The sequence below is a fragment of the Paenarthrobacter sp. YJN-5 genome (assembly GCF_015040095.1).
In the GTDB taxonomy this organism is placed as follows: domain Bacteria; phylum Actinomycetota; class Actinomycetes; order Actinomycetales; family Micrococcaceae; genus Arthrobacter; species Arthrobacter ureafaciens.
Map to the genome: position 1 here is coordinate 1657317 of NZ_CP053544.1, position 25074 is coordinate 1682390.

At 64.1% G+C, this 25074-nt stretch carries 21 protein-coding genes and 1 tRNA gene; 10 read left to right on the plus strand and 12 right to left on the minus strand.

Going from position 1 to position 25074, the window contains the following annotated elements; genetic code table 11:
* Nucleotides 1-46: 46 nt before the first annotated feature.
* From HMI59_RS07890 to HMI59_RS07905, 4 genes are all read right to left on the minus strand, one after another.
* A complete protein-coding gene (locus tag HMI59_RS07890; RefSeq protein WP_021471036.1) occupies nucleotides 47-673 on the minus strand; it encodes a PadR family transcriptional regulator in 627 nt (208 codons plus the stop codon).
* Nucleotides 673-1521: a DUF4097 family beta strand repeat-containing protein gene (locus HMI59_RS07895; protein ID WP_021471035.1), complete on the minus strand. Its 849-nt coding sequence runs from the start codon at nucleotides 1519-1521 to the stop codon at nucleotides 673-675. Before HMI59_RS07895 ends, HMI59_RS07890 begins: the two co-directional genes overlap by 1 nt.
* Nucleotides 1522-1618: 97 nt before the next feature.
* The gene (locus tag HMI59_RS07900) at nucleotides 1619-2218 is read right to left on the minus strand and encodes a GDSL-type esterase/lipase family protein (RefSeq protein WP_021471034.1); all 600 of its coding nucleotides are present in this window, start codon (nucleotides 2216-2218) and stop codon (nucleotides 1619-1621) included.
* A 135-nt stretch (nucleotides 2219-2353) separates the two neighbouring features.
* Nucleotides 2354-6154 (minus strand): multifunctional oxoglutarate decarboxylase/oxoglutarate dehydrogenase thiamine pyrophosphate-binding subunit/dihydrolipoyllysine-residue succinyltransferase subunit, encoded by a 3801-nt coding sequence (locus HMI59_RS07905; RefSeq protein ID WP_193593307.1) that lies wholly within the window; start codon nucleotides 6152-6154, stop codon nucleotides 2354-2356.
* A 478-nt stretch (nucleotides 6155-6632) separates the two neighbouring features.
* On the opposite strand from HMI59_RS07905, the gene HMI59_RS07910 reads away from it, so the two are divergent.
* From HMI59_RS07910 to HMI59_RS07930, 5 genes are all read left to right on the plus strand, one after another.
* Nucleotides 6633-7985, plus strand: a complete 1353-nt coding sequence (locus HMI59_RS07910) for a hemolysin family protein (RefSeq protein WP_062097213.1) — start codon at nucleotides 6633-6635, stop codon at nucleotides 7983-7985.
* On the plus strand, nucleotides 7982-9055 hold the full coding sequence (locus HMI59_RS07915) for a hemolysin family protein (RefSeq protein WP_021471031.1): 1074 nt from the start codon (nucleotides 7982-7984) through the stop codon (nucleotides 9053-9055). Before HMI59_RS07910 ends, HMI59_RS07915 begins: the two co-directional genes overlap by 4 nt.
* Before the next feature lie 90 nt (nucleotides 9056-9145).
* Nucleotides 9146-10144: a metal ABC transporter solute-binding protein, Zn/Mn family gene (locus tag HMI59_RS07920; protein WP_031216069.1), complete on the plus strand. Its 999-nt coding sequence runs from the start codon at nucleotides 9146-9148 to the stop codon at nucleotides 10142-10144.
* 95 nt (nucleotides 10145-10239) lie between these two features.
* Complete coding sequence (locus HMI59_RS07925; protein WP_031216068.1) at nucleotides 10240-11073, plus strand: metal ABC transporter ATP-binding protein; 834 nt, start codon at nucleotides 10240-10242, stop codon at nucleotides 11071-11073.
* A complete protein-coding gene (locus HMI59_RS07930; RefSeq protein WP_069695157.1) occupies nucleotides 11073-11963 on the plus strand; it encodes a metal ABC transporter permease in 891 nt (296 codons plus the stop codon). Before HMI59_RS07925 ends, HMI59_RS07930 begins: the two co-directional genes overlap by 1 nt.
* 36 nt (nucleotides 11964-11999) lie before the next feature.
* Here the strand turns inward: HMI59_RS07930 and HMI59_RS07935 are convergent, their stop codons facing one another.
* Nucleotides 12000-12467, minus strand: coding sequence for a Fur family transcriptional regulator (locus HMI59_RS07935; RefSeq protein ID WP_021471027.1), 468 nt, complete (start codon nucleotides 12465-12467; stop codon nucleotides 12000-12002).
* Nucleotides 12468-12559: 92 nt separating this feature from the next.
* On the opposite strand from HMI59_RS07935, the gene HMI59_RS07940 reads away from it, so the two are divergent.
* Nucleotides 12560-13231 (plus strand): MBL fold metallo-hydrolase, encoded by a 672-nt coding sequence (locus tag HMI59_RS07940; protein WP_193593308.1) that lies wholly within the window; start codon nucleotides 12560-12562, stop codon nucleotides 13229-13231.
* Here the strand turns inward: HMI59_RS07940 and HMI59_RS07945 are convergent.
* Nucleotides 13228-14310, minus strand: a complete 1083-nt coding sequence (locus HMI59_RS07945; RefSeq protein WP_193593309.1) for a PLP-dependent cysteine synthase family protein — start codon at nucleotides 14308-14310, stop codon at nucleotides 13228-13230. The two genes, HMI59_RS07940 and HMI59_RS07945, sit on opposite strands and share 4 nt — an antisense overlap.
* Nucleotides 14311-14417: 107 nt before the next feature.
* Between HMI59_RS07945 and HMI59_RS07950 the strand changes: the two genes are divergently transcribed.
* Genes HMI59_RS07950 through HMI59_RS07960 form a run of 3 tightly spaced genes read left to right on the plus strand, consistent with a single transcriptional unit; the run spans nucleotide 14418 to nucleotide 16887 of the window.
* On the plus strand, nucleotides 14418-15311 hold the full coding sequence (locus HMI59_RS07950; protein ID WP_193593704.1) for a sulfurtransferase: 894 nt from the start codon (nucleotides 14418-14420) through the stop codon (nucleotides 15309-15311).
* Nucleotides 15308-16462: an NAD(P)-dependent alcohol dehydrogenase gene (locus HMI59_RS07955; protein WP_193593310.1), complete on the plus strand. Its 1155-nt coding sequence runs from the start codon at nucleotides 15308-15310 to the stop codon at nucleotides 16460-16462. The genes HMI59_RS07950 and HMI59_RS07955 overlap by 4 nt, the downstream gene beginning before the upstream one ends.
* Nucleotides 16459-16887 carry an HIT family protein gene (locus HMI59_RS07960; RefSeq protein ID WP_193593311.1) on the plus strand — a complete coding sequence of 143 codons (429 nt, stop codon included), beginning with the start codon at nucleotides 16459-16461 and terminating at the stop codon, nucleotides 16885-16887. Before HMI59_RS07955 ends, HMI59_RS07960 begins: the two co-directional genes overlap by 4 nt.
* Nucleotides 16888-16896: 9 nt before the next feature.
* Here the strand turns inward: HMI59_RS07960 and hrpA are convergent, their stop codons facing one another.
* The 3 genes from hrpA to HMI59_RS07975 form a co-directional block, all read right to left on the minus strand.
* Nucleotides 16897-20880: an ATP-dependent RNA helicase HrpA gene (gene hrpA, locus HMI59_RS07965; protein WP_193593312.1), complete on the minus strand. Its 3984-nt coding sequence runs from the start codon at nucleotides 20878-20880 to the stop codon at nucleotides 16897-16899.
* Between the two features lie 13 nt (nucleotides 20881-20893).
* Nucleotides 20894-21886 (minus strand): YafY family protein, encoded by a 993-nt coding sequence (locus HMI59_RS07970; protein WP_021471020.1) that lies wholly within the window; start codon nucleotides 21884-21886, stop codon nucleotides 20894-20896.
* A 165-nt stretch (nucleotides 21887-22051) separates the two neighbouring features.
* Nucleotides 22052-22222, minus strand: a complete 171-nt coding sequence (locus HMI59_RS07975; RefSeq protein WP_021471019.1) for a hypothetical protein — start codon at nucleotides 22220-22222, stop codon at nucleotides 22052-22054.
* Nucleotides 22223-22303: 81 nt separating this feature from the next.
* Here HMI59_RS07975 and HMI59_RS07980 point away from each other — a divergent pair, with 81 nt between their 5' ends.
* The gene (locus tag HMI59_RS07980) at nucleotides 22304-23272 is read left to right on the plus strand and encodes a GlxA family transcriptional regulator (RefSeq protein WP_021471018.1); all 969 of its coding nucleotides are present in this window, start codon (nucleotides 22304-22306) and stop codon (nucleotides 23270-23272) included.
* A gap of 37 nt (nucleotides 23273-23309) precedes the next feature.
* On the opposite strand, the gene HMI59_RS07985 is transcribed toward HMI59_RS07980, so the two are convergent.
* From HMI59_RS07985 to HMI59_RS07995, 3 genes are all read right to left on the minus strand, one after another.
* Complete coding sequence (locus HMI59_RS07985) at nucleotides 23310-23612, minus strand: protealysin inhibitor emfourin (protein WP_021471017.1); 303 nt, start codon at nucleotides 23610-23612, stop codon at nucleotides 23310-23312.
* Between the two features lie 77 nt (nucleotides 23613-23689).
* Nucleotides 23690-24733: a M4 family metallopeptidase gene (locus HMI59_RS07990; RefSeq protein WP_227471573.1), complete on the minus strand. Its 1044-nt coding sequence runs from the start codon at nucleotides 24731-24733 to the stop codon at nucleotides 23690-23692.
* A 197-nt stretch (nucleotides 24734-24930) separates the two neighbouring features.
* Nucleotides 24931-25003 (minus strand) — tRNA-Arg (locus tag HMI59_RS07995).
* Nucleotides 25004-25074 lie beyond the last annotated feature (71 nt).

The window sequence follows — 25074 nt, forward strand, 5'->3', positions numbered from 1 at the left end:
AGTTTCGCACATCCGGGCAGGGCCTCGCGAACCGGGAAGTCCGGACTCAGCTTCGAAGCGAGTTCCGGATTGAGATGCGGGCTTGGTCCAGGACAGTCCGGACTGTCTCCAGGGCCACCGGTGACAAGGGATGCGCCGCGCCTTGTTTCCGCAGCTCCATCCGGATGTCATCGCGGAAGGATTGGACCATGAGTTCGGCTTCCTTGAGGATCCGCTGTCCCTCGGGGGAGTAGGCGTACGTGCTTTCGCCGGCGGTCGGGGTGCGTGCAGAGGTTCGCGCAGTGGTCCGTGCCGCCTCGGCAGTAGCGGCAAGATCAGCCCTGAGTCCGCGCATGTTGCTGCGGATATCAGCCCTCAGTCCGTCAGCCAGCCTCCGGACGGAGGCGGAGATGGTCTCCTCGACGTCGGCCAGTTCCTGGCGTCTGCGGTCAAGTTCGGCCCGGCCCGCGTCAGTGATGGAGTATGTGGTCCGCCTGCCCTCTGATTCGGTGGCCACCAGGCCTTCCTCCTCCAGCTTGGCCAACCGCGGGTAGATGGTTCCGGCGCTGGGTGAATAGGTTCCACCGAACCGTTCGCCCAGTGCCTTGATGAGTTCGTAGCCGTGTTTCGGCGCGGACTCGAGCAACGCCAGCAGGTAAAGCCTGAGCGCCCCGTGGGCGAAGACCGGAGGCATCAGAGCCCCGTCCCGCCGGACACCGGGCTGTCGGTTTCCGGAGCAGGCGCGGGGGCGTGCATGATGTACGTCTTGCCGGAGACGGTGTTGGTGCGCAACAGCATAAGCTTCTCGTCAGGGCCCACGATGGTATGGACGTTGCTTCCCGGTTGCGCGTACAGGCGGTCATCAATGACCACAGAGCCGCTGGCCGACTTGGCCACGACGTCAAGCCCGACGTCGTGCGGCAGCCGGATGGTGAGGTCACCGGAGACGGAATTGGCCCCGAAATCGTTGGTGAAATCCTGGAGCTCAAAGGTGAGGTCCCCGCTGACGGTGGATGCCCGGACGTTCGAGAACGTGCCCGAAGCGGTTACTTCACCGGAAACGCTCTTGGCGGTCAGGACGCCGTCGTGGTTTCTGGCGATGACTTCGCCGCTGACGGTGTTGACGTGCAGTTCTCCACTGGTGCCGTCGGCCATGACCGATCCGGAGACCGTATTGAGCCGGATGCGGCCGCTGATGCCTGCCACCAGTCCGTCACCGCTGACCGTTCCGGCCTCTACGTCCACTCCGGGAGGCAGCGCTACGCCGACTATCACCGAATTGGTGCTGGTGTTGTTGACGGTCCCCATCAGGTTACGGAACCAACCCTGCGGTCCTTGGAGCTGGTGCCTGATCTCCAAGCGGCCGTTGACCAGGGTTATGGTGAGGGGATCCCCGCTGATTTCGCTCACCTCGATCCGGACGAACGGCTGATCGTGGGTCACCACGTCGAAGCGGCCTTTCACGATTCCAAGCTTGAGCGAGCGGACGTCGTCCACCTCGATGGTTTGCGGGCCGGTCACGGTCCATAACTCGTCTGACATGATCCCTCCAATTGCGATATATCGCGTTTGATGAAAACACGATATATCGCGACTTGGCGGATGGCAATGGTTGTTGGGACCGGAGCCGGGAGACCGCCTACTCGGGCTGCGCGATGTTAAGCCACTGGAACCACCCGCGGTGCAACACGAGCCAGGCGATCAGTCCATAGCCTGCCTGTCCGGGCGTGCCTCCGTTTGCTGCGAGGTCGGTACGCCATTGCTCATGATTAAGCAGCGGGGAGAACGTGTCCACGTAGTGATGGTTCCGCCGGGTGGTCACGTCAGCGAAGGCGGTGTTCAACTCGGCCAGGCGCTTGTTGCGTGCCGGATCAAGCGTGGGCGGGGGACCAACCACGAAGACTTCCACCCCGCTGTGCGACGCACCGTCAAGGATGTTCGCCAGGTTCAGGCGGCTGCGGGCTGTGGAAAGACCGAACTCAAGGTCACGTCCCGAGAGGCCGATGACCAGCCGGTTCTCGTGGGTATCGCTGAACCGCCGTCCGGCCTCATCCTGCCACCTTGCCGCCAGGCCCTCGGTGCCTTCCATGGGGCAGGGGAGTGCGAAGGACTCAACCGCGACCGCCTCCTGCGGCGTACGCGCAAGGACCCGGCCCAACCAGCCCAAAGCACGCGGGTCACCGAGCCCCGCCAGCAGTTCGTCTCCCACGGCTGCTATGCGCAGCTTCCTGTCTTCCACGGTTACCTCTTCACACTCGTTACGGTCCATGCACGGCTTACGACGGCGTCGGTTTGTGAACCGGTTATCTGTCCCATTAAACAGAACTGCCCGGCCTGAGACGCACAAGGCGCCTCGGGCCGGGCAGATTTCCTTCTACTGACGTTCGAACACTTGCTTGATCAGGGCATCCTGTTCAGCAGCGTGACGCTTCATGGAACCGGCCGCGGTGGAAGCCGATGCCGGACGCGACACCAGGCGGACCTTGCGATCCAGCTGCGGCGCCAGGTTCAGGCCCATGAACGGCCACGGACCCTGGTTGGCAGGCTCATCCTGTGCCCACACGATGTCGGCGTTCGGGTACTTGGCGAGCTCAGCTTCGATCTCAGCGATGGGCAGCGGGTAGAGCTGCTCCACGCGGATGATCGCAGTGGACGTGTCGCCGGACTTCTGGCGGTTAGACAGGAGGTCGTAGTACAAGCGGCCGGAGACCAGGACTACGCGGTCCACATTGGCCGGCTGGAGCTCGTGCTCGCCGATGACCGGCCGGAATGCACCGGTGGTGAAGTCCTCGACGGCGGACGCGGCGCCCTTGAGGCGCAGCAACTGCTTCGGCGTGAAGATGATCAGCGGCTTGCGGGGCCGGCTGTAGGCCTGGCGGCGAAGCAGGTGGAAGTGCGATGCGGACGTCGTCGGATTCGCGACGATCATGTTGTCCTCAGCGCACAGCTGCAGGAAGCGCTCAATACGGGCCGAGGAGTGGTCCGGGCCCTGGCCCTCGTAGCCGTGCGGCAGCATCAGGACCAGGGAAGAACGCTGGCCCCACTTCTGCTCTGCCGAGGAGATGAACTCGTCAATGATGGTCTGCGCACCGTTGACGAAGTCGCCGAACTGCGCCTCCCACAGCACCAGGGCATCCGGACGCTCCACGGAGTATCCGTATTCGAAGCCCATGGCTGCGTATTCGGACAGGAGGGAGTCGTAGATCCACAGCTTGGCTTGGTCGTCAGAGAGGTTCGCCAGGGGCAGCCACTCGTTGCCGTTGGCGCGGTCGTGGAAGACTGCGTGGCGCTGGACGAACGTGCCACGGCGCGAGTCCTGGCCGGCCAGGCGGACGGGAACGCCTTCCATGATGAGCGAACCAAAGGCTGCGATCTCGCCAAAGCCCCAGTCGATGCCGCCCTCACGGGACATCTGCTCGCGCTTCTCCAGCAGCTGCTTGAGCTTGGAGTGCACCGTGAAGCCATCGGGGATCTCCACGTGGGCCTTGCCGATCCGTGCAAGGGTTTCGGCCGAAATGGCCGTGGACGCGGGGGAGTTGGTGCCAAAGTCCGCCTGCTGGGCAATGGGACGCTCGATGTCCGATACAGCTGCAGAGTCCGCAGTGATGATCGGGATAGGCGAGGTCTGCGCTGCATGCGTCTCCGCGAAGACCCGCTCCAGGCGCTCCTGGTAGTCGCGGAGCAACTGCTCGGCTTCTTCCTCGGTGATATCGCCACGGCCGATCAGGGATTCGGTGTACAGCTTGCGGACGGAGCGCTTGGCCTCGATGAGGTTGTACATCAGCGGCTGCGTCATCGAGGGGTCGTCGCCCTCGTTGTGCCCGCGACGGCGGTAGCAGACCATGTCGATGACGACGTCCTTGTGGAAGCGCTGGCGGAACTGGTACGCCAGCTGCGCCACGCGGACAACAGCCTCGGGATCGTCACCGTTCACGTGGAAGACCGGTGCCTGGATCATCTTCGCGACGTCCGTGGAGTATGTGGACGAGCGCGAGGAAGACGGAGCCGTAGTGAAGCCCACCTGGTTGTTCACGATCACGTGGATCGTGCCGCCGGTGCGGTATCCGCGGAGCTGGGAGAGGTTGAGGGTCTCAGCAACAACACCCTGGCCTGCAAAGGCAGCGTCGCCGTGGACCATGATGGGCAGGACGGGGAAGGACTCGCCCTGGTCCAGGCGGTCCTGCTTCGCGCGGACAATGCCTTCCAGGACCGGGTCGACGGCTTCAAGGTGGGACGGGTTGGCCGCCAGGTACACCTTGGTCTGCTTGCCGTTGTCCGAGGTGAAGGTGCCTTCGGTACCCAAGTGGTACTTGACGTCGCCGGAACCCTGCACGGAGCGCGGGTCCTGGGTGCCTTCGAACTCACGGAACACCTGGGCGTAGGTCTTGCCGGCGATGTTGGTCAGCACGTTCAGGCGGCCGCGGTGCGCCATTCCGATGGCCACCTCGTCCAGTCCGTCGTCGGCAGCATCGGAGATGATGGCGTCCAGCAGCGGAATCAGGGACTCGCCGCCTTCAAGCGAGAACCGCTTCTGGCCCACGAACTTGGTCTGCAGGAAGGTTTCGAAAGCCTCTGCGGCATTGAGCTTGGAGACGATGCGCAGCTGTTCTTCGCGGCTGGGCTTGGAGTAGGGGTGCTCCAGTTCGTCCTGGAACCACTTGCGCTCGGCAGGTTCCTGGATGTGCATGTACTCGATGCCGGTGGTGCGGCAGTAAGCGTCGCGAAGGACGCCGAGGATGTCACGGAACTTCAGCTGCGGCTTGCCGCCGAAACCGCCCGTGGGCCATTCGCGGTCCAGGTCCCACAGGGTCAGGCCGTAGGTGAGGACGTCAAGGTCCGGGTGCTTGCGCTGGACGTACTCCAGGGGATCGGTGTCGGCCATCAGGTGGCCGCGGACCCGGTAGGAGTGGATGAGCTGCTGGATCCGGGCAACCTTGTTGATTTCGTCTGCCGGATCAACCTGGAGGTCCGGGCTCCAGCGGACGGGCTCGTACGGAATGCGCAGCGCTTCGAAGATCTCGTCGTAGAAGTTCTGGGCGCCCAGGAGGAGCTGGTGGACCAGCTTGAGGAACTCGCCGCTGCCTGCACCCTGGATGACGCGGTGGTCGTAGGTGGAGGTCAGCGTCAGGATCTTGCTGATGGCGTTCTGGGCGATGATCTTCTCGCTCGCGCCCTGGAACTCGGCCGGGTAGTCGAGCGCGCCGACGCCGATGATCGCGGCCTGGCCCTTGGAGAGGCGGGGAACCGAGTGGACGGTGCCGATGCCGCCGGGGTTGGTGAGGGACACGGTGGTGCCGGCGTGGTCGTCGGCGGTGAGCTTGCTGTTCCGGGCACGCTTGATGAGGTCCTCATAGGTGTGCCAGAACTCCGCGAAGTCCATGGTCTCCGCCTTCTTGATGTTGGGAACCATCAGGAGGCGGGTGCCGTCGGGCTTGGGCATGTCAATGGCGATGCCGAAGTTGACGTGGGCGGGCTGGACTGCGCTGGGCTTGCCATCGATTTCGTCGTAGTAGACGTTCATCGACGGGAACTGGGAAAGCGCGCGGACCACGGCGTAGCCAATGAGGTGCGTGAAGGACACCTTGCCGCCGCGGGCGCGTGCAAGGTTGGAGTTGATGACTACGCGGTTGTCAATGAGCAACTTGGCCGGTACTGCCCGCACGCTGGTGGCGGTGGGCACTTCGAGGCTGGTGACCATGTTGGAGGCGATGGCCTTTGCGGGGCCGCGGAGGACTGAAACGACGTCCTCTTCCGGCGCCGTGGGCGCCTTGGTGTTCTTGGGCAGCTGGGCCGGGATCGGCTGTGCCGCGTTGCCGCCGGTGGGCTTCTTTGCCCCGTCCCTGGCAACCGTGGCCGGTTCTTTCTTCGCCGGTGCCGGTGCCGGAGAGGCAGCAGCAGGGGCAGGAGCAGCCTTGGGCGCGGCCGGCGCCGGTGCCGGAGCCGCTGCAGCCGGGGCTACTACGGGAAGTACTTGGGTAGGGGGATTGGCAGCCGTGGCGGCTGCAGAATTTCCGTTGGAAGAAGTGCCCTCGCTGGTATTGAAGGACTCGAAAAGCGGCCACCATTTGGCGTCGACCGAATTCTTGTCCTGCTGGTACCGCTCGTACAGTTCGTCAACGAGCCACTCGTTTCCGCCAAATTCCTCTGGTAGACGGTGGCTGGGCTGCTCTGGCACTTGAAATACGCCTCTTCCATGAGTGTTATTTTCCCGCTGGCCACAGTTGCTGTTCCGCAACGATGTGCCAGGGTCCGCGTCCCGCGAACTCAGACCTTTGCCAGTCTAGTTAGGATCATTGGTTAACTGCCAATAGTGGTGACCTAAATCATGTCGGCTTTCGTGAGCGATGCTCAGGCACCTGTGATTGCGGGAAGGAGCGCGGGTCCCGCGGCTTCCCGGGCTGTAGACTAAAACCCTTATGGACAGTAAATCCAGGTGCCGGCCTGGGTACTGCCGGGGGAGCCTGGACGGCACCTCCGCACACCGTACCCAGCACGCCGGCAGCACCCGTTCACATGCCCATCATGAACCGGCGGCCCCTGCCGGTGGACCCGCAGAGTCGTCTCCTGCTGCGCCCGACCAACCTCCGCCGGACCCTCACCGCGCCAATGCGCTGACCGTATTCGGGTCCGCGCTCCGTGGAGGGATGCGGTAGATGGAATGGATTCTCCTCCTGGCCGGTTTTGCCTTGATCCTGGGGACCGGCTTCTTCGTCGCTGTCGAGTTTTCCCTGGTAGCGCTTGACCAAGCCAGCGTGCAGCGGGCTGTGGACGACGGCGACCACGCCGCCGCAGCCCTTCTTAAATGCCTCAAGTCGCTGTCCACGCAGCTGTCCAGCTGCCAACTGGGCATCACGCTCACCACTCTGCTGACGGGTTTCGTCATGGAGCCTTCCGTGGGTCATCTCCTGAGCGGACCGCTGGCACTGCTGGGCCTGAGCCCGGAAGTCGCTGCCTCCGTAGCGTTGGTTGTGGCCATGGCGCTGGCCACGCTTCTGTCCATGCTCCTGGGTGAGCTCGTGCCCAAGAACATGGCCATAGCCCTCGCGTTTCCTTTGGGCAAGCGCCTTGCCCCTGCGCAACTGGTCTTCACCGCGGTCTTCAAACCGGCCATTGTGGTGTTGAACGGCTTCTCGAACAAGGTCCTCAACGTCTTCGGCCTGGAAGCAAAGGAGGAGATCTCCGGAGCGCGGACGCCCGCGGAGCTCGCTTCCCTGGTCCGTCGGTCAGCAGAACTGGGAACACTTGACGCAGGTACGGCGAACTTCGTGGCCAGAACGCTGAACTTCTCCGGCAGGACCGCGGCGGATGTCATGACCCCGCGTATCCGGATGGAGACGATCGACGCCGACCAGCCCGTTTCGGACATCCTGGACGCCGCCCGGCGGACCGGCTATTCGCGTTTTCCCGTGATCGGCGATTCAGCTGATGACATCCGTGGGGTTGTCCACATCAAGAAGGCGGTAGCTGTCCCGGCCGACCGCCGCGGCAAACTGGAAGCCGGTGCGATCATGACCGACGTCCTGCGTGTCCCTGAGACCATCCACCTCGACTCCCTGCTGGCCGAACTGCGGGAGGGCAACCTCCAGCTGGCGGTGGTCCTTGACGAATACGGCGGCACGGCCGGAATCGCCACCTTGGAGGACCTGGTGGAGGAAATTGTGGGCGAGGTTGCCGATGAACATGACAAGGTCCGTCCGGGATTGCTGCAGAGCGCTTCGGGGGATTGGTATTTTCCCGGTCTCCTGCGGCCGGACGAAGTCTCGGAGCAGATTCCGGGGCTGAAAGTTCCTGACGAATCGGCCTACGAGACCGTAGGCGGCTACGTCATGAGCAAGCTGGGACGCATCGCCACGGTGGGAGACACTGTGGAGGTCGACGGCGGAACGCTGACGGTCACGAGGATGGATGGTCGAAGGATCGACAGGATCTGTTTCCATCACATAGCTGAACCGCAGGACAACCCGGCGGGGACCGACGAGCGCAACCATGAGGCAGGTGCCCTGTGAACGATTGGGTTGGCATCATGTGGCTCGTTGTCCTTCTGATCGGCAACGCCTTCTTTGTCGGCGCCGAGTTCGCCGTCATGTCCGCGCGCCGCAGCCAGATCGAGCCGCTGGCGGAAAGCGGCTCCAAGCGCGCTCAAACTACCCTGCTCGCCATGGAAAACGTGTCCCTCATGCTTGCTTGCGCACAGCTAGGCATCACGGTGTGCTCGCTGTTGATCCTGCAGGTGGCAGAGCCGGCCATCCACCACCTGCTGGCCGGGCCCTTGGAAGTGGTGGGTGTTCCGGTCGAACTGGCCGATGTGATCGCTTTTGGGATCGCTTTGTTGTTCGTGACTTTCCTCCACGTGACCTTCGGCGAAATGGTGCCGAAGAACATTTCGGTGTCTGTGGCGGACAAGGCAGCACTGCTGCTGGCGCCGCCGCTGGTGTTCATCGCCAGGATGGTCAAGCCCGTGATCTGGACCTTGAACTGGCTCGCCAACCACATCCTGCGCCTGATGCGGATCGAGCCCAAGGACGAGGTTTCCTCTTCCTTTACCTTGGAGGAAGTGCAGTCGATCGTGCAGGAGTCCACCAGGCACGGCCTGGTGGATGACCAAGCCGGGTTGTTGACCGGCGCGCTTGAGTTCTCCGAACACACCGCTTCCAGCATCATGGTGCCCCTGGACAAGCTGGTGATGCTCAAGACCTCGTCCACTCCCGTGGAGTTGGAAAAAGCGGTCAGCCGTACCGGCTTCTCGCGCTTCCCGATGGTGGACGACGACGGCGAACTCGCCGGGTACCTGCACGTCAAGGACATCCTGTCCATCCCGGAGGAAGGGCGCAGGCACCCCATTGCCGAGGGGCGCATCCGTTCCTTTGCCAACCTCTCGCCCGATGACGAAATCGAAAGGGCCATGTCCGTGATGCAACGGACGGGCTCCCATTTGGCCCGCGTGGTTGGCCCCAAGGGGAATATCCAAGGTGTCCTCTTCCTTGAAGATGTCATTGAGCAGCTCGTGGGCGAGATCCGGGACGCTACGCAGGCCACGGGCATCCGGAGGCTGGGCGGACCGCACCCGCAGCAGTAAAGGATTCAGCATCCCTGTTTTCTAAATAGGAATCATTCCTATTAGCAGCTACACTGGACACATCCATTTGTTGTTGTGCCCCATTCTCGAATGAGTAGATCCGAGGTTTCCGTGCGTCGCTACGCCGCCCGCCTGTCCGTTGCCGCTGTTTCCGCCATCGCTGCCCTGGCCCTTGCTTCCTGCTCCGGAAGTACCGGTGCGGGCGGCGGCGGGGAGTCGCCGTCGGCGTCTTCCGGTGTCCTGCACGTGGTGACTTCCACCAATGTCTACGGGGAGATCGTCAAAGCCGTAGGCGGTGACAAGGTGGACGTGAAGGCGATCATCACCAAGACGAGCCAGGACCCCCACTCCTACGAAGCCAGTGCCCAGGACAAGCTGGTGGTCTCCAAGGCACAGCTCGTCGTGGAAAACGGGGGAGGCTATGACGGATTCCTCCACAAAATCGCCGACGACACCAACATCGGCCACGACAACATCGTCAGCGCAGTGGAAGTATCCGGGCTGGCTCCCGAAGGGGAGAACCACAGCGAGGACGCACACGCTGAAGACGGCCATGGCCACGACCACGGCGAGTTCAACGAGCACGTTTGGTACAGCCTGGACGCCATGGGCAAGCTCGCGGACAAGGTGGCGGACAAGCTCAGTGCCTTGGATGCCGCTGCTGCTCCCACCTTCAAAGACAACGCCGCCGGCTTCAAAACCGGCCTTTCGGAGTTGGCTGGAAAGCTGGAGTCATTGAAAGCCAGCCAACAGGGCGCCCCGGTAGCCATCACGGAGCCCGTTCCCCTGTACCTCCTTGAAGCCGCAGGGCTGGTCAACAAGACGCCCGAGGCCTACAGCTCGGCGGTGGAAGAGGGGACGGATGTGCCCGCTTCCGTCCTGAAGGAAACCGCAGACATCGTGGCCGGAGTCCGCCTGCTGGCCTACAACGGCCAAACGGAAGGTCCACAGACCGAGTCCGTGAAGAAGGCTGCCGAAGCTGCGGGCGTGCCGGTGGTTGACTTCACCGAGACCGTTCCCGAGGGCAAGGACTACCTCCAGTGGATGACCGCCAACGTCGAGGCAATGTCGGCCGCACTGGCGAAATAGCATCGCCTAAGATAATCAGGTGGCTGTCCGTCCAGGACAGATGCCGCCAGGCAAAATGCCCACCACTGACTGAGTTGCGCCCACCCAGGATGCGCATGGATCGAGGACAACTTTTGACACCGGTAGTGAGCCTCCGCGAAGCGAGCCTTCAGTTCGGCAAGCGGACACTCTGGAAGGGCCTTGACCTCGACATCAGCCCCGGCGAGTTCTTCGCGGTCCTGGGGCCGAACGGAAGCGGTAAGACCAGCTTCCTCAAGGTCCTCCTCGGACTCCAGGAACTGCAGTCCGGAACGGTGACCCTTGGCGGACGCCCCGTGGAGCGCGGGAGCCGCACCATCGGGTACATTCCGCAGCAAAAGTCTTTCGCTCCTGACACGCCGCTACGTGCCAGGGACCTGGTGGCCCTGGGCATCGACGGCCACCGCTGGGGAGTCCGGCTGGGCTCCGGAAAAGTCAATCGGCGCGTTGATGAACTTCTGGAACTCGTGGGGGCCTCCGACTACGCCAAGGTCCCCGTGGGGCAGTTGTCCGGCGGGGAGCAGCAGCGCCTGCGCGTTGCCCAGGCGCTGGCCACCGATCCCGCTGTGCTGCTGTGTGATGAGCCGCTGCTCTCGCTGGACCTGAACCACCAGCAGGGCGTGAGTGCCCTTATTAATGAGCAGTGCCACAAGAGGAACAGCGCCGTGGTGTTCGTGACGCACGAAATCAACCCCGTGATCGACTACGTGGATCGTGTCCTCTACCTGGCCGGTGGACGTTTCCGCGTAGGCACCCCGCAGGAAGTCATGACAACCGACGTGCTCTCCGATCTGTACAACAGCCACGTGGAGGTCATCCAGACCAACGGCAGGTTCGTCGTCGTCGGGCTTCCGGACGCCACCACGCACTTCCACGACGATGCGCACACAGCTGCCGGGGAGGAGTTCTGATGGACCTCGATGGCATCCTGCAGACCATCTTCAATTTCGAGAACTACGGCGAACTGCTGGCACTGGTCCAGAACTCCATCTGGGCCGGAGCAGTCCTGGGCCTGCTCGGCGGCCTGGTGGGCACGTTCGTGATGAAGCGCGATCTCGCCTTCGCGGTCCACGGCATTTCGGAGTTGTCCTTTGCCGGTGCTGCTTTTGCGTTGCTCATCGGAGCCGACATCATCCTGGGCTCCCTGGTGGGCTCGGTGGCAGCAGCGGTACTACTGGGCTTCATGGGCGTCAGGGCCAGGGACAAAAACTCGACCATCGGCGTCATCATGCCGTTCGGCCTGGGCCTGGGAATTCTTTTCCTGGCCCTCTATGAGGGACGTGCCGCCAACAAGTTCGGACTGCTCACGGGCCAGATAGTGTCCGTGGATACCGTCCAGCTCCAGACCCTGGCGGGAACGGCGGTTGTGGTCATGGCTGCCCTGGTTCTGATCTGGCGTCCCCTGGGCTTTGCGAGCGTGGATCCTGAAATGGCAGAGGCCCGCGGAGTCCCCGTGCGCGGGCTCGCCATCGGCTTCATGGTGTTGTTGGGCATCACCGTGGCACTGTCCATCCAGATCGTGGGAGCCTTGCTGGTGCTGGCCCTGCTGATTACGCCGGCGGCCGCAGCGCTGAGGGTAACGACGTCGCCCAAGCTGATTGTCCTCCTGAGCGTCCTCTTCGCACTCACGGCCACGGTGGGTGGAATCCTCCTGGCGCTGGGCAGCCGCATCCCCATCAGCCCTTACGTCACCACGTTGTCATTCCTGATCTACGTGGTGTGCCGGGTGATCGGGCGGGTCCGGGCCAACCGCGGCCTCAACGGCAGGGTGTCGCGGGACCAGCCCGCACGCGCCGTCTAGGTACAGAGTCCCGCCGGACTGGAGTGTCCCGCCGGACTAGAGTGTCCCGGCGGCCTTCCGGGCCGTGCATTCCGGGCAGAGCCCGAAAATCTCCACGGTGTGCGCCACTTCGGTGAACCCGTGTTCCGCTGCGGTCCTGGCGGCCCAGGTCTCCACGGCGGGAGCCTCCACCTCCACGGCCTTGCCGCAGTTGCGGCACAGCAGATGGTGATGGTGGCCGGTAACGGCGCAGCGCCGGTATACGGCCTCGCCGTCGCCATTACGGAGCACGTCGATCAGGCCGTCGTCTGCCAGCGACTGCAGGATCCGGTAGGCCGTGGCCAGCGATACCGAGATGCCCTTGTTTTGGAGCAGCCGGTACAGCTCCTGCGTGCTGACGAAGTCATCCAGTTCATCCAAGGCGGCGCTGACGGCCAGTCGCTGCTTGGTGACACGTTGTTCCTTGACGCCCCCGGTAGTGGGTGTTGACCTGCCACTGGTGGCGGATTGGGTGCCCTGTGGCATTGAAAAACTCACTTCCCTGGGGTGCTGGCCAACCCTGATTTTACCGCAGGGGGTGCTTGGAATCGTTCTACGGCCGCCCCTAGGCTGTGACCATGAAGCTCACTAAGTACACCCACGCCTGTGTCCGCCTGGAGAAAGACGGGAACGTCCTGGTCATCGATCCCGGTATTTATTCGGAATCGAAAGAGGCCTTGGAAGGCGCGCAGGCCGTACTGGTCACCCACGAACACCCGGACCACATCGACCAGGCCGTGCTGTTGGAGGCGCTGACGATGAACGAACGCCTGGTGGTCCATGCACCGGAGGGGGTGGCGCGGACCCTCACCAAGGCAGCCGCTGAGGCATCGGTCGACGCCGTAGAGGAGCGGATTCGGGCCGTGGACCCGGGCTCGGCTGTGGACATTGCTGGGTTTGATGTCAAGACATTCGGGGGGCAGCATGCCCTGATCCACGGGCAGATCCCCGTGGTGGCCAACATCGGCTACCTCATTGACGGCAATGTGTTCCACCCCGGTGATTCCTTCGTGGTGCCGGACGGCATCCAGGTCAAAACACTCCTCGTGCCGATCCACGCTCCGTGGTCGAAGGTGGGCGAGGTGGTGGACTTTGTCATCTCCGTCCGGGCCCCGCAGGCCTACCCGGTCCATGACGGGCTGCTCAATGAGGTGGGCCGTGGCTTGGTGGAGGGGCATGTGACACGGTTTGGAGCCCGCTACGGCACGACGTATTCCAGCCTCGCGCCCCGGCAGACCGTGGAGATTTAGCCGTTCCACGTCCCGGTGTCGAGGAAGTTGTCCAGCATCTGTTCATAACCGGCAGGTTCCAGGCCCTGACGTGCCAGCCAGCCGGCGTCGTAATAGCTGCCTGCATACCGCTCACCTGAGTCGCACATCAATGACACGACGCTGCCGCGCCGTCCCTCGGCGACCATCCCGGCGATCAGCTGCCAGACCCCCCACAGGTTGGTTCCGGTGGATGGCCCGGCATGAAGGCCTGCGAGCTTCGCCAGATGCCGCATGGCGGCGATCGAAGCGGCATCCGGCACTTGGATCATGTGGTCGATCACCGCCGGAACAAAGCTGGGTTCCGCGCGCGGACGTCCGATTCCTTCGATGCGTGAGGGCAGCCCGCTGGCGGATCCGCAGTCCCCGTCGCGCCAGGCAGGGTAGAACGCCGAATTCTCCGGATCCACCACGGCAAGCCGTGTGCTGTGCCGGTTATAGCGGAGGTAGCGGCCGATCGTCGCACTGGTTCCTCCTGTGCCGGCGCCCACCACGATCCATTCAGGCACGGGGTGCCGTTCCAGCGCCAGCTGCTGGAAGATCGATTCGGCGATGTTGTTGTTGCCGCGCCAGTCCGTGGCCCGCTCGGCGAAGGTGAACTGGTCCATGTAGTAGCCGCCGGAGGTGCGGGCGGTCTCCTCGGCCACTGCGTAGACTTCCGAGGCGTGATCCACCAACAGGCAGGCACCCCCGAAATCTTCGATCAACGCGATCTTCTCCGGACTGGTGGTTTTGGTCATGACTGCGATGAAGGGCAGGCCGATCAGGCGCGCGAAGTAGGCCTCGGACACGGCTGTGCTTCCGCTGGATGCTTCGACGATGGTAGTTCCCTCGGTGATCCAGCCGTTGACCAGGCCATAGAGGAACAGTGAGCGTGCCAGGCGGTGCTTCAGGCTGCCGGAGCGGTGCGTGGATTCATCTTTGAGATAGAGGTCCACGCCCCAGTGTTCGGGGAGCGGCACCGCGTAGAGGTGGGTATCCGCGGAGCGGTTGTTCTCCGCCTCGATCTTCCGGATGGCCTCGTGGGCCCATGCCCTGTCCTGAATGCCTGAATTGCTCACCGGACAAGACTACCGGCGCGGTCCGGCAGGCTCTGGAAGGAGGCAGCCCGGCTGCCGCACTAGGCTGGATGGGGAGCAACGGCAAGGACGCAAGCAAGGGAGAACTGATGGCCATCCTCATGGACGCAGCCGAAGTGAACAGACGACTCGCGGCGGGGGAGCGGCTTGTGCTGCTGGACGTGCGCTGGGTGCTGGGCCGGACCGACGGGCATGAGGAATATCTGTCCGGGCACCTGCCCGGAGCTGTCTTCGTGGACCTCCCGTCCCAGTTGGCCGACCACGCGCAGCCGGACCGGGGCCGGCACCCCCTTCCGTCCACGGCCCGCTTCCAGGAAGCTGCCCGCAGCTGGGGAATCAACGACGGCGACACAGTGGTCGCGTACGACAACAGCGGCAGCATGGCAGCGGCGCGCGCTTGGTGGATGCTGCGGAATGCGGGCCTTGAGGAGGTGTACCTGCTCGACGGCGGACTGGCCGCCTGGCGCGCGGCAGGTTACCCGGAGGAGACGGGCGAGGTGTCCGCCGTCGTCGGAAACGTCTCCTTGCGTGAGGGCCTCCTGCCCACCATCACCGAGCGTGAGGCCGCGGCGTGGCCCGGCGACGGTATTCTCCTCGATGCCCGCGCCGGTGAACGCTACCGGGGTGAGGTTGAGCCGATCGATCCGCGGGCAGGGCACATTCCCGGCGCGGTCAGCGCACCAACCACCGCCAACGTGGACGACGCCGGACACTTCCTGCCGGCTGGGGAACTGCGGCGACGCTTCGGCAGCCTGGGTGTCACCGAGGGCGCGAAGGTTGCCGTCTACTGCGGTTCCGGGGTGACGGCAGCGCACGAAATAGCGGCACTGGCCATCGCCGGCTTCGAGGCAGCCCTGTTCCCCGGTTCGTTCTCCCAGTGGTCCAATAACGGAGCGAATCCCGTGGCAGTAGGCGCCGGGCCCTTCGACGGAGCGGGCCCAAGTGGCACGAGCCGCGTTTCCGGGAGTAGCGTCGAACCATGACCCCTGGACGACCTGTACCCCCACCCCTTGCCAAGCCGATCACCGTCGAGGAAAGCGGGGCCGCGCCGGACGGCGGGGCCCTGGCAGCCGCGTACGGGGCAACCTCGCCGGAGAGCGGATTGGTACCCCTGACCGTTGCCAGGCGGGCGCCCAAGGACGACGATGTCGAGATCGCCATTGAGTTCTGCGGCCTCTGCCATTCCGACGTTCACGCCACCCGCGCCGAATGGCGGGTACCGCACTACCCGTTGGTACCAGGCCACGAAATTGTTGGCCGGGTGACCCGGGTGGGTTCCGCCGTGGCTGACTTCGCTCCCGGCGACCGTGTGGGCGTTGGCTGCCTAGTGGACTCCTGCCGGGAATGCGAAAGCTGCCTTGAGGGCCTTGAACAGTATTGCGAACGCGGCAACGTGGGCACTTACGGTGCGAAGGATCCCCGCAACGGCGATGCCGTGACGCAAGGCGGATACTCAACACTGGTAGTGGTTGACCGCCGCTTCGTGCTCCGCATTCCCGAGGCGCTCGACCCCGCCGCAGCCGCCCCCTTGCTGTGCGCCGGCATCACCACCTACTCGCCCTTGCGCTACTTCGAGGTGGAAGAGGGCGATTCCGTCGGCGTCGTAGGGCTTGGCGGATTGGGGCACATGGCCGTCAAGATCGCCAAGGCCATGGGCGCCGAGGTCACCGTGTTCACCACCTCGGAATCCAAATTCGAGGCCGCCCGTGAACTCGGGGCGGACCGTGTGGTGCTTTCGAAGGACCCGGAGGCGATGGAGGCCGCCGACAGGAGCATCGACGTCATCATCGACACCGTCGCGGCCCCGCACGACCTCAATCCCTATTTCCGCACCCTGCGCTTGGAGGGAGCACTGTTCCAGCTGGGCCTGCCGGCGGAGGACATGCCTCCCGTCAGCCCCGGCCAGCTCATCCGCCGGCGCCTCGCCTACGCGGGATCACTGATCGGGGGCATCGCGGAAACCCAGGAGATGCTCGATTTCTGCGCCGAGCATGGCGTGGCCAGTGACATCGAGATCGTGGAAGCCACCGGACTCAACCAGGCATACGACCGCATGGTGGCCGGCGACGTGAAATACCGTTTTGTCCTGGACACCTCCACTCTTCAGGAACCATCGGAAAGGGCTGACGCATGAGCACGCTGTTCACCAGGATCATCAACGGAGAAATCCCCGGGCGTTTCGTGTGGAAGGACAGTGACGTAGTTGCCTTCCTGACCATCGCGCCAATCACCCCCGGCCACACTTTGGTGGTACCGCGGGAAGAAGTGGATTCGTGGACCCATGCAAGCCCCGAACTGCTGGGCAAGGTCATGGACGTGGCCCAGAAGATCGGCAAGGTCCAGGAAGACATCTACGACGCCAAGCGTGTAGGCGTGCTCATGGAGGGCTTTGAAGTGGACCACCTGCACGTCCACGTCTGGCCGGCATATTCGATGGCCGACTTCGAGGTGCACAATGTGGACCACAATCCGGATCCGGCGGTCATGGACGCAACAGCCGTGAAGCTTCGGGCGGCACTCCGTTCTGCCGGCCATGCCGGGTTCGTGCCGGAGGACTGAGTCCGGCGCCTAGGCCGGTGCCAGGGCTTGGTTCAGGACCGTCCGGATCCGTTTCTCGGAGACCGAGTAGGCGGTCCCCAATTCCACGGCGAACAGGCTGACCCTCAGCTCCTCGATCATCCAGCGCACCCGGGTTAACTCCGGCCCCACCCGACGGCCGGGCGTCAATGCCGCCACGGCGTCGTCGTAATCGTCCTCGAGGCCTTGGATGACCGCCATGCTGAGGGCATCGCGCTGCACGTTGCCCGGCAGCTTGTCCAACCTCTTCTCCATGGCCTGGAGATAGCGGGGCAACTGGCTCAGCTGGGCGTAGCCCGTCTGTGCCACAAAACCGGGGTAGACCAACTGCTCCAGTTGGCTCTTCATGTCGTTTACCGCGCTGATCAACGGCAGGCTGGTACTGGCCTTAAGCTGCTTCTGGATCCTGCGGGTACTGGAGAGGATGCGTTCGACGACGGCCGTCACCGTGAAAACGGTATCGATCAGTTCCGCGCGGACCAGTTCGTACAACGCATCGAAAGCAGTTCGGTCCCACGGAAGTTCCGCGGGAGTCAGCTTGTCAATGGCGGCCAAAGCGCAGTCGGCGATCAGCGCGCTCACGGAACCATGCGGGTTTTGGCTAAACGTCAACTTCTCGGTGTTGCTGAGGTGCTCCAGCACGTACCTGTCCGGGGAGGGGATGCGCAGCGCCAGGAGCCGGATGACGCCGCCACGCATGGCCGCTTCCTGTTCCTGCCGGGTTTGGAACACCCTCAAGGCCACCGACTTTCCCTCGTCCACCACTGCCGGGAACCCGGTTACTGCGTGGCCTTTGACGGTGCGGGTGACCTGCCGTTCAACGGTTCCGAAGTCCCACTCGGTGATACCCGAGCGCTCGGCCACTACTCCGTCACCTGCGGCCGTACCTGCCACTGCACGATTGCCGTGCGGGGTGTTCTCCAGCGGCGCCTCCGGCACCTTCGCTTTGCGGGTGCTGGCGGGCGTGGCTCCAAGTGATTCTGCGATGGCACGCCGGGTTGCCGGCGCCAGGGTCTCCTGCAGTTGGGCAAGGTTCTTGCCCTCGCCCAGCACTTTGCCCTTGCTGTCCACTACCTTGAAGCTCACGCGGAGGTGCTGGGGGACGGCATCCCAGTTCCAGGAACCGGGCGGAATAATGTGGCCACGCAGCCGGCGCAGAACCAGCTCAAGGGATGGCTCAAGTTCGTCCGTGGCGGGACCAAAGTCCTTCTCCAACGCGGCAGTGGCCTGCCGGGCGACATCCGGAGCCGGGACGAAATTCTTGCGGATCTGCTTGGGAAGGGACTTGATCAAGGCAGTGACCAGATCCACGCGTTGGCCGGGGATCTGCCAACGGAAGGGGGCATCATCCATTTGGTTCAGGAACAGGACCGGAACCTCGGCGGTCACGCCGTCGGAGGGGTTGGGCGCCGATCCCGGCGCCACAGGGTGGAACTCGTAGCTCAGCGGCAGTTCGAAGCCTTTGTGGCGCCATACCTTGGGATACGCGGATTCGTCGAGGCCCTCGGCGTCCTCGTTCATGAGGAGCGATTCGTCGAAGTCCAACAGCGCGGGATCGGCCTGGCGGGCCTCTTTCCACCACTTGTCGAAATGGCGCTCGGACACGACGTCCGGACCCACCCGGGCATCGTAGAACTCAAAGAGCGTCTGGTCGTCCACCAGGATGTCCCGCCGCCGCATGCGGGTCTCCAGCTCTTCGACTTCCTGGAGCAGCGCGCGGTTCCGGTGGAAGAACTTGTGGTGGGTCCGCCACTCACCTTCCACCAAGGCGTGACGGATGAACAGCTCGCGCGAGAGTTCGCGGTCAATGCGGCCGTAATTGACCCTGCGGTCCGGGATGATCGGCACGCCGTAAAGGGTCACTTTTTCATGGGCCAGCACGGCGCCTTGGCGTGATGACCAGTGCGGTTCGCTGTAGGAGCGTTTGACCAGGTGCGGGGCAACGAGCTCTGCCCACAACGGATCGAACTTCGCCGCGACGCGTGCCCAGAGCCTGCTGGTCTCCACCAGTTCGGCCGCCATGACGAAAGCGGGCGACTTCTTGAACAAGGCCGATCCCGGGAAGATGGCGAAGCGGGTGCCGCGGGCCCCGGCATATTCGCGCTTGCGCTCGTCGAGGACGCCGATGTGGCTCAACAGACCCGACAGCAAGCTGATGTGGATATCGTCGTGGTGGCCCACGGGATCGGCCTCGAGCTTGGTGTCGAGGGTGATTCCCAACGGTTTCGCCAGCTGGCGAAGCTGGGTGAAGAGGTCCTGCCACTCGCGGACCCGCAGGTAGTTGATGAACTCGGTGCGGCACAACCTGCGGAACTGCGTGGAGGACAACTCCTGCTGCTTTTCCTGCACGTAGTTCCACAGATTCAGGTAGCCGGTGAAGTCGGAGTTCTCGTCACGGAAGCGGGCATGCTTTTCCGCCGCGAGCTGCTGCTTGTCCGTAGGGCGCTCGCGGGGATCCTGGATGGTCAGGGCAGCTGCGAGGATCATGACTTCCCGCACGCATCCACGTTTGCCGGCCTCCACGATCATGCGCCCAAGGCGCGGGTCGACCGGGAGCTGCGCAAGCTTTTGCCCGATGGCCGTCAGGCCGCCGCCATCACGGCCCGGACCGCGTCCGCCACGGTTCTTGCCCTGCTTTCCGGCTGACGGGCCTCCAGGTCCCTCGGGCTTGGAAACGCTGAGGGCGCCCAGCTCGCGAAGGAGGGTGACGCCGTCGTTGATTGCCCGCGACTCCGGCGGCTCCACGAACGGGAAGTTCTCCACATCCTTGGGGCTGCGGGCAACGCCCATGGCGGTCATCTGCAGGATGACGGCGGCGAGGTTGGTCCGCAGGATCTCCGGGTCCGTGAACTGCGGACGGGACTCGAAATCCTCTTCGGAGTAGAGCCGGATGGCAATACCTTCGGACACACGCCCGCAACGGCCGGACCGCTGGTTGGCCGAGGCCTGCGAAACACGTTCGATCGGCAGGCGCTGAACCTTGGTCCGGTGCGAATAGCGGGAAATTCGCGCTGTTCCGGTGTCGATGACGTACTTGATGCCGGGGACTGTCAGCGATGTCTCGGCGACGTTCGTCGCCAGGATGATGCGGCGTTTGCCGCCGGGGTTGAAAACCCGGTGCTGTTCCTGCAGGCTCAACCGCGCATACAACGGCAGGACTTCCGTCCCGGCAAGGCGGCGGTTGCTTTGGATGCGTCCGTTGATTGCCTCGGCGGCATCGCGGATCTCGCGCTCGCCGGAGAAGAAGACGAGGATGTCTCCCGGAGCCTCCTTTGCGAGCTCATCCACGGCGTCACAGACCGCATCCAGCGGATCCCGGTCCTCTTCGAGTTCGTCGTCGGATTCTTCGGCGTCCGGGTTGGCCGGCTGGGACAGGGGACGGTAGCGGATTTCGACCGGATACGTCCGCCCGGAAACCTCGATGATCGGGGCGGGGGCGGTGTCGGTGCCAAAGTGGTTCGCGAAGCGTTCGGGATCGATGGTTGCCGAGGTGATGATGACTTTCAGGTCCGGCCGCTGGGGGAGTATCCGCTTGAGGTAGCCGAGAATGAAGTCGATGTTGAGGCTCCGTTCATGGGCCTCGTCAACGATGATCGTGCTGTATTTGCGCAACAGCTTGTCCCGCTGGATCTCCGCGAGCAGGATACCGTCGGTCATCAGCTTGACCTTGGTGGCGGCACTGACCTCGCCGGTGAACCGGACCTGGAAGCCCACTTCCTGGCCGATCTCCACGCCGAGTTCGGAAGCGATGCGTTCGGCAACCGTCCTGGCCGCGAGGCGCCTGGGCTGTGTGTGACCGATCAGGCCCTGCTCGCCCAAGCCCAGTTCAAGGCACATTTTGGGGATCTGGGTGGTTTTGCCCGAACCGGTCTCGCCGGCAATGATGGTCACCTGGTTTGCGGCGATGGCCGCCATCAGATCCTCGCGGCGCTCGGATACCGGCAGCTCAGCGGGGTAGGAGATATGAATTGTCATGGCTCAGGCCAGTCTACTGCCGGGGGAGAGTGTCCTCTGCGGCGTCAGTCACGTTCCCGGCCGCTGCTTTGAGCCGGCGGGACAGGCGCAGGGCGAACGATGAGAACTCGGCGGGTTCGATGATCTCGAAATCCATGTCCAGGGCTGCCAGCTGGGCTACCGGTGCGGCCAGGTTGTCCCAACCGGCGCGAAGGATGGTGCTGGTGGGACTTTCTGCCGTAAGTGAAGCAAGGTGCGGACCGACGACGGCGGCAACCTCGGCGAGCGGGGCGCGCAGCCGCACGACGACGTCGAACCTGTACGGCGAGCGGGTGATCGACTGCTGGACATAGGCGGCCAGGTCCTCAGCCGGCAGCGGCCGCGGTTCATAGCGCTTGCGTTCGCTGGGCAGGGACGCAATGCGGTCCGCGCGGAAAGTTCGCCAATCCTCGCGCCCGACGTCCCAGGCTACGAGGTACCAACGGCGTCCCGTGTCAACCAGCCTGTACGGTTCCACCAGACGGCTGGACGATTCGCCCTCGGACGTGACGTAGTCAAAGGACACCTGGCGGCGGTCGGCAATCGCCGAGGACAGGACCGTCAACTGCTGAGGGTCCACGGAAGCGGCGTTGCTGGGAAGTGCGGTGACGGCCCCCTTGAGCATGGCGAACCTCGAACGGAGCCGGGAGGGCAACACCTGTTCGAGCTTGGTCAGTGCGCGCACCGAGGCTTCGCCGATGCCGGCCACCGGCCCGGCAGCAACGGAGTTCAGGCCAAGGGCAACCGCCAATGCCTCATTGTCGTCAAGGAGCAGCGGAGGCAGTTGCGCACCGGCGCCGAGTTGGTAGCCGCCCGCGATGCCGGGCGAGGCATGGATGGGATAGCCGAGGTTCCGCAGCTTCTCGATATCCCGGCGCACGGTACGTTCCGTGACGCCCATGCGCTCAGCCAGCGCCGGCCCGGTCCATTCGCGGCGCACCTGCAGCAGGGACAACAGCTGGAGGAGCCGGGCCGAGGTTTGGATCATGCTGGTGAATCTAGCCGAAGCTCCCCTGGCCCGCACAAGGGCGTCCCACGATTAAGGGTGCCGCTGGACATAGGAACGCCCGCCTTCCGGAAGTCTGCAGTACTCCGGCCATGGCGGGCGTTGGGTGGTTCGGGCTGTGACCTGTTGCCAGGGACGGCCGGCAGGTCAGTAAATCCGCGGGTTCCAGTAGGGGCTGCTGGGAGCGTCGAAGGCGCTCCAGGGCTCCTTGGAGTTGACCGGAGGATAGTGTCCGCGGCCGTCCCGGAGCAGCGCGCTGACGGTCGCTGCGACGGCGGTAACGAGGACTACGAAGAGGATGATTCCGAAGATTTCCATGACTCAATCCTGCGCTTGGCGGGGACCAAGAAACAGTGGCAGAAATGCCCCAAAAGAACAAATTTCTGCCACACTGGAAATATGTTGAAATCAGTAGCAGTGATCGTGGTTCCCAACTTTTCACTCTTTGAGTTCGGGACTGCATTCGAGGTCTTCGGCATCGACAGGTCGGACCGCGGAGCGGGGGTCCCGGCCTTTGATTTCAGGGTCTGCGCGCCGGAGCCGGGCGATGTGCGGATGAAGTCGGGATTATCGCTGCACGTCAATCTGGGCTTGGAAGCGGCAGCTGATGCGGACCTCGTGATCATGTCGCCCTTTGGTGCGGACCGCGATGTTCCTGAGTCCGTCCATGAGGCGCTCCGTGCGGCACAGGCACGCGGAGCTTGGGTGATGTCGATCTGCTCGGGGGCGTTCGCCCTGGCCAAAGCGGGTCTCCTGGAAGGACGCCGTTGCACCACGCACTGGCGCTACTCGCAGGAGCTCGCTGCGAAGTACCCAGGGGCCAAGGTGGACGAGAACGTCCTTTACGTCCAGGACGGGAACATCATCACCAGCGCGGGAACGGCCGCCGGCATCGACGCGTGCCTTCACCTGGTCCGGGTGGAGCTGGGCGCCAACGTTGCGGCGGCCATCGCCCGGGACATGGTGGTCCCTCCGCACCGTGACGGCGGCCAGGCGCAGTTCATTGACCGGCCCATGCCCACGTGCGGTTCGGCGCCCATGGAGGCGCTCCTGCGGTGGATGGTGCAACACCTCGACCAGGAGCACAGTGTCAATGACCTCGCGGCGCGGCTCCACATGTCACCACGGACTTTTGCCCGTAAGTTCAGGGCGGAGACGGGCGCCACTCCCGCTGCCTGGCTCAACTCCCAAAGGGTTCTCCGGGCCCAGGAACTGTTGGAGACCACGGAGTTGAATATCGACGAAGTTGCCCGCGAAGCAGGGTTCGGCCATTCCGTCCTGCTGCGGCACCACTTCGCCAAGGTGTTGGACACGAGTCCGCAAAGCTATCGCAGGGCCTTCCGCGGCCAGTTGGCAGGGGTTGTCTAGCCCGGGGCCGATCAAAGCGGCCGGCCATTCAACTGATTCAGCGGCGGGTACCCCGGCGCCCCGTGGACTCGGAGCCCTCCGCCTTGGCGCATTCCACCAGCTCCTGCCAGGGGCCGGTGACAGCGCCCTCCGGCAGGGTGGCGCGGTGTTGGCCCGCGCGGATTGAGTACATGAAGCGGTCGGGTTCGTTGCTTGTCAGTGCCCGGCTCTTGGCTTCTTCCCACGGGCAGGCTTCCACGATCGGGAGCCAGCGTTCCTTCTGGTCGGGGGAGGCCGCGTCCACGCTCCAGACGCGGGTCATGGCTGCTATGCCCCCACTGCGTTGGACGGTTATCTTCATGTCCGGCTGATCCTGCTCGACGCTCCGGTGGTTGCCCAGGCAAGACTGCCGCAAGGATGGAAGTCCCGCAGGCTGGGCTAAACCCTGACCTTCACAGTGTCCCACGCCTTGCGGACGGCGTCATGCTCCGCCGACCCCGCACCGAACAGTTCCTCCGCTGTTGCCAGCGTGGTCCGTGCGAACTTGCCGAAGGTGCAGGCAGGTGGCAGGGTGCCGCTGGTCAGGGTCCCGTACCAGATCTGTGCCGGAGCCTCCCAGGCGTTGCCGCCGAGCTCTGAAGCGACCACGTAGAACGCCTTGTTGGGTATGCCCGAATTGATGTGGACCCCGCCGTTGTCCGCGCTGGTGCGGACGTAGGTGTCCATGGAATCGGGTTGCGGATCCTTGCCCAGAACGTCGTCATCGTATGCGGTGCCCGGAGCCATCATGGACCGCAGCGCGACGCCCTGCACGTGGTTGGTGAACAGGCCCTCGCCGATCAACCAGTTGGCTTCCGAAGCGCTTTGCTTCTTGAAGTACTGTTCCACCAGGACCCCGAAGACATCCGACATGGACTCGTTCAGGGCACCGGCCTGGTTGCGGTAGGCCAAACCCGCGGTGAACTGGGTGACGCCGTGGGCCAGTTCGTGTCCGATGACGCTGAGGGACTTGGTGAAACGCTGGAAAACCTCCCCGTCGCCGTCGCCGAAAACCATCTGCTGCCCATCCCAGAAGGCGTTGTCATACAGCCTCCCGTAGTGGACAGTAGCGTCCAGCGGGAGCCCTGCGCCGTCGATTGAGTCCCGGCCAAAGACGTCCGCGTAAAGGCTGTACGTGCTGCCCAGGCCCTCATAGGCTTCGTCCGCCGCTACATCGCCGGTGGCGGCAGCGCCTTCCTTGCGGACCAGTTTTCCCGGCAGCTGCTCCACCCCTTGGGCGTCGTAGATCGTCCGGTGGGGACCACCCGGGCGGGCTTGCCGGGCCGCCGGGCGGGCTGCGGGCGCGGGCGCCGACCTGACTGCCTGCAGCTCCTTGATGTGCAGCAGGGATTCCTTGGCTGCCACAGCTACGGCACGCAGCCGCGGTTCATCCTGGGCCGCAAGGCGCCGAAGCAGGTAAGGAGGGACGATGGAACAGATCACGGTATACCCCTTTGTTGTCAGCGGCCCGCGCGAGGCGGTTGGCTACTGTGATCAGCCTAGGTTCGGGCGCTGACATTTTCTTCGGGTGCGCTCCGGCAAGCCTTGAAGTGATAGCGGTCACCCGGGTTGTCTTCCGCCGGGGATCACCGCGGGAAAAGAAAAATACCCCGCCAGCTGCACTGGCGGGGTATTTACTGTGCCCTCGATAGGATTCGAACCTACGGCCTTCTGCTCCGGAGGCAGACGCTCTATCCCCTGAGCTACGAGGGCAACCGGGGTTCCCTCCGTTGCCGGTGGGACGTCCTAGAGCTTAGCAGTACGCGCGTCGCAAAGGAAAACTG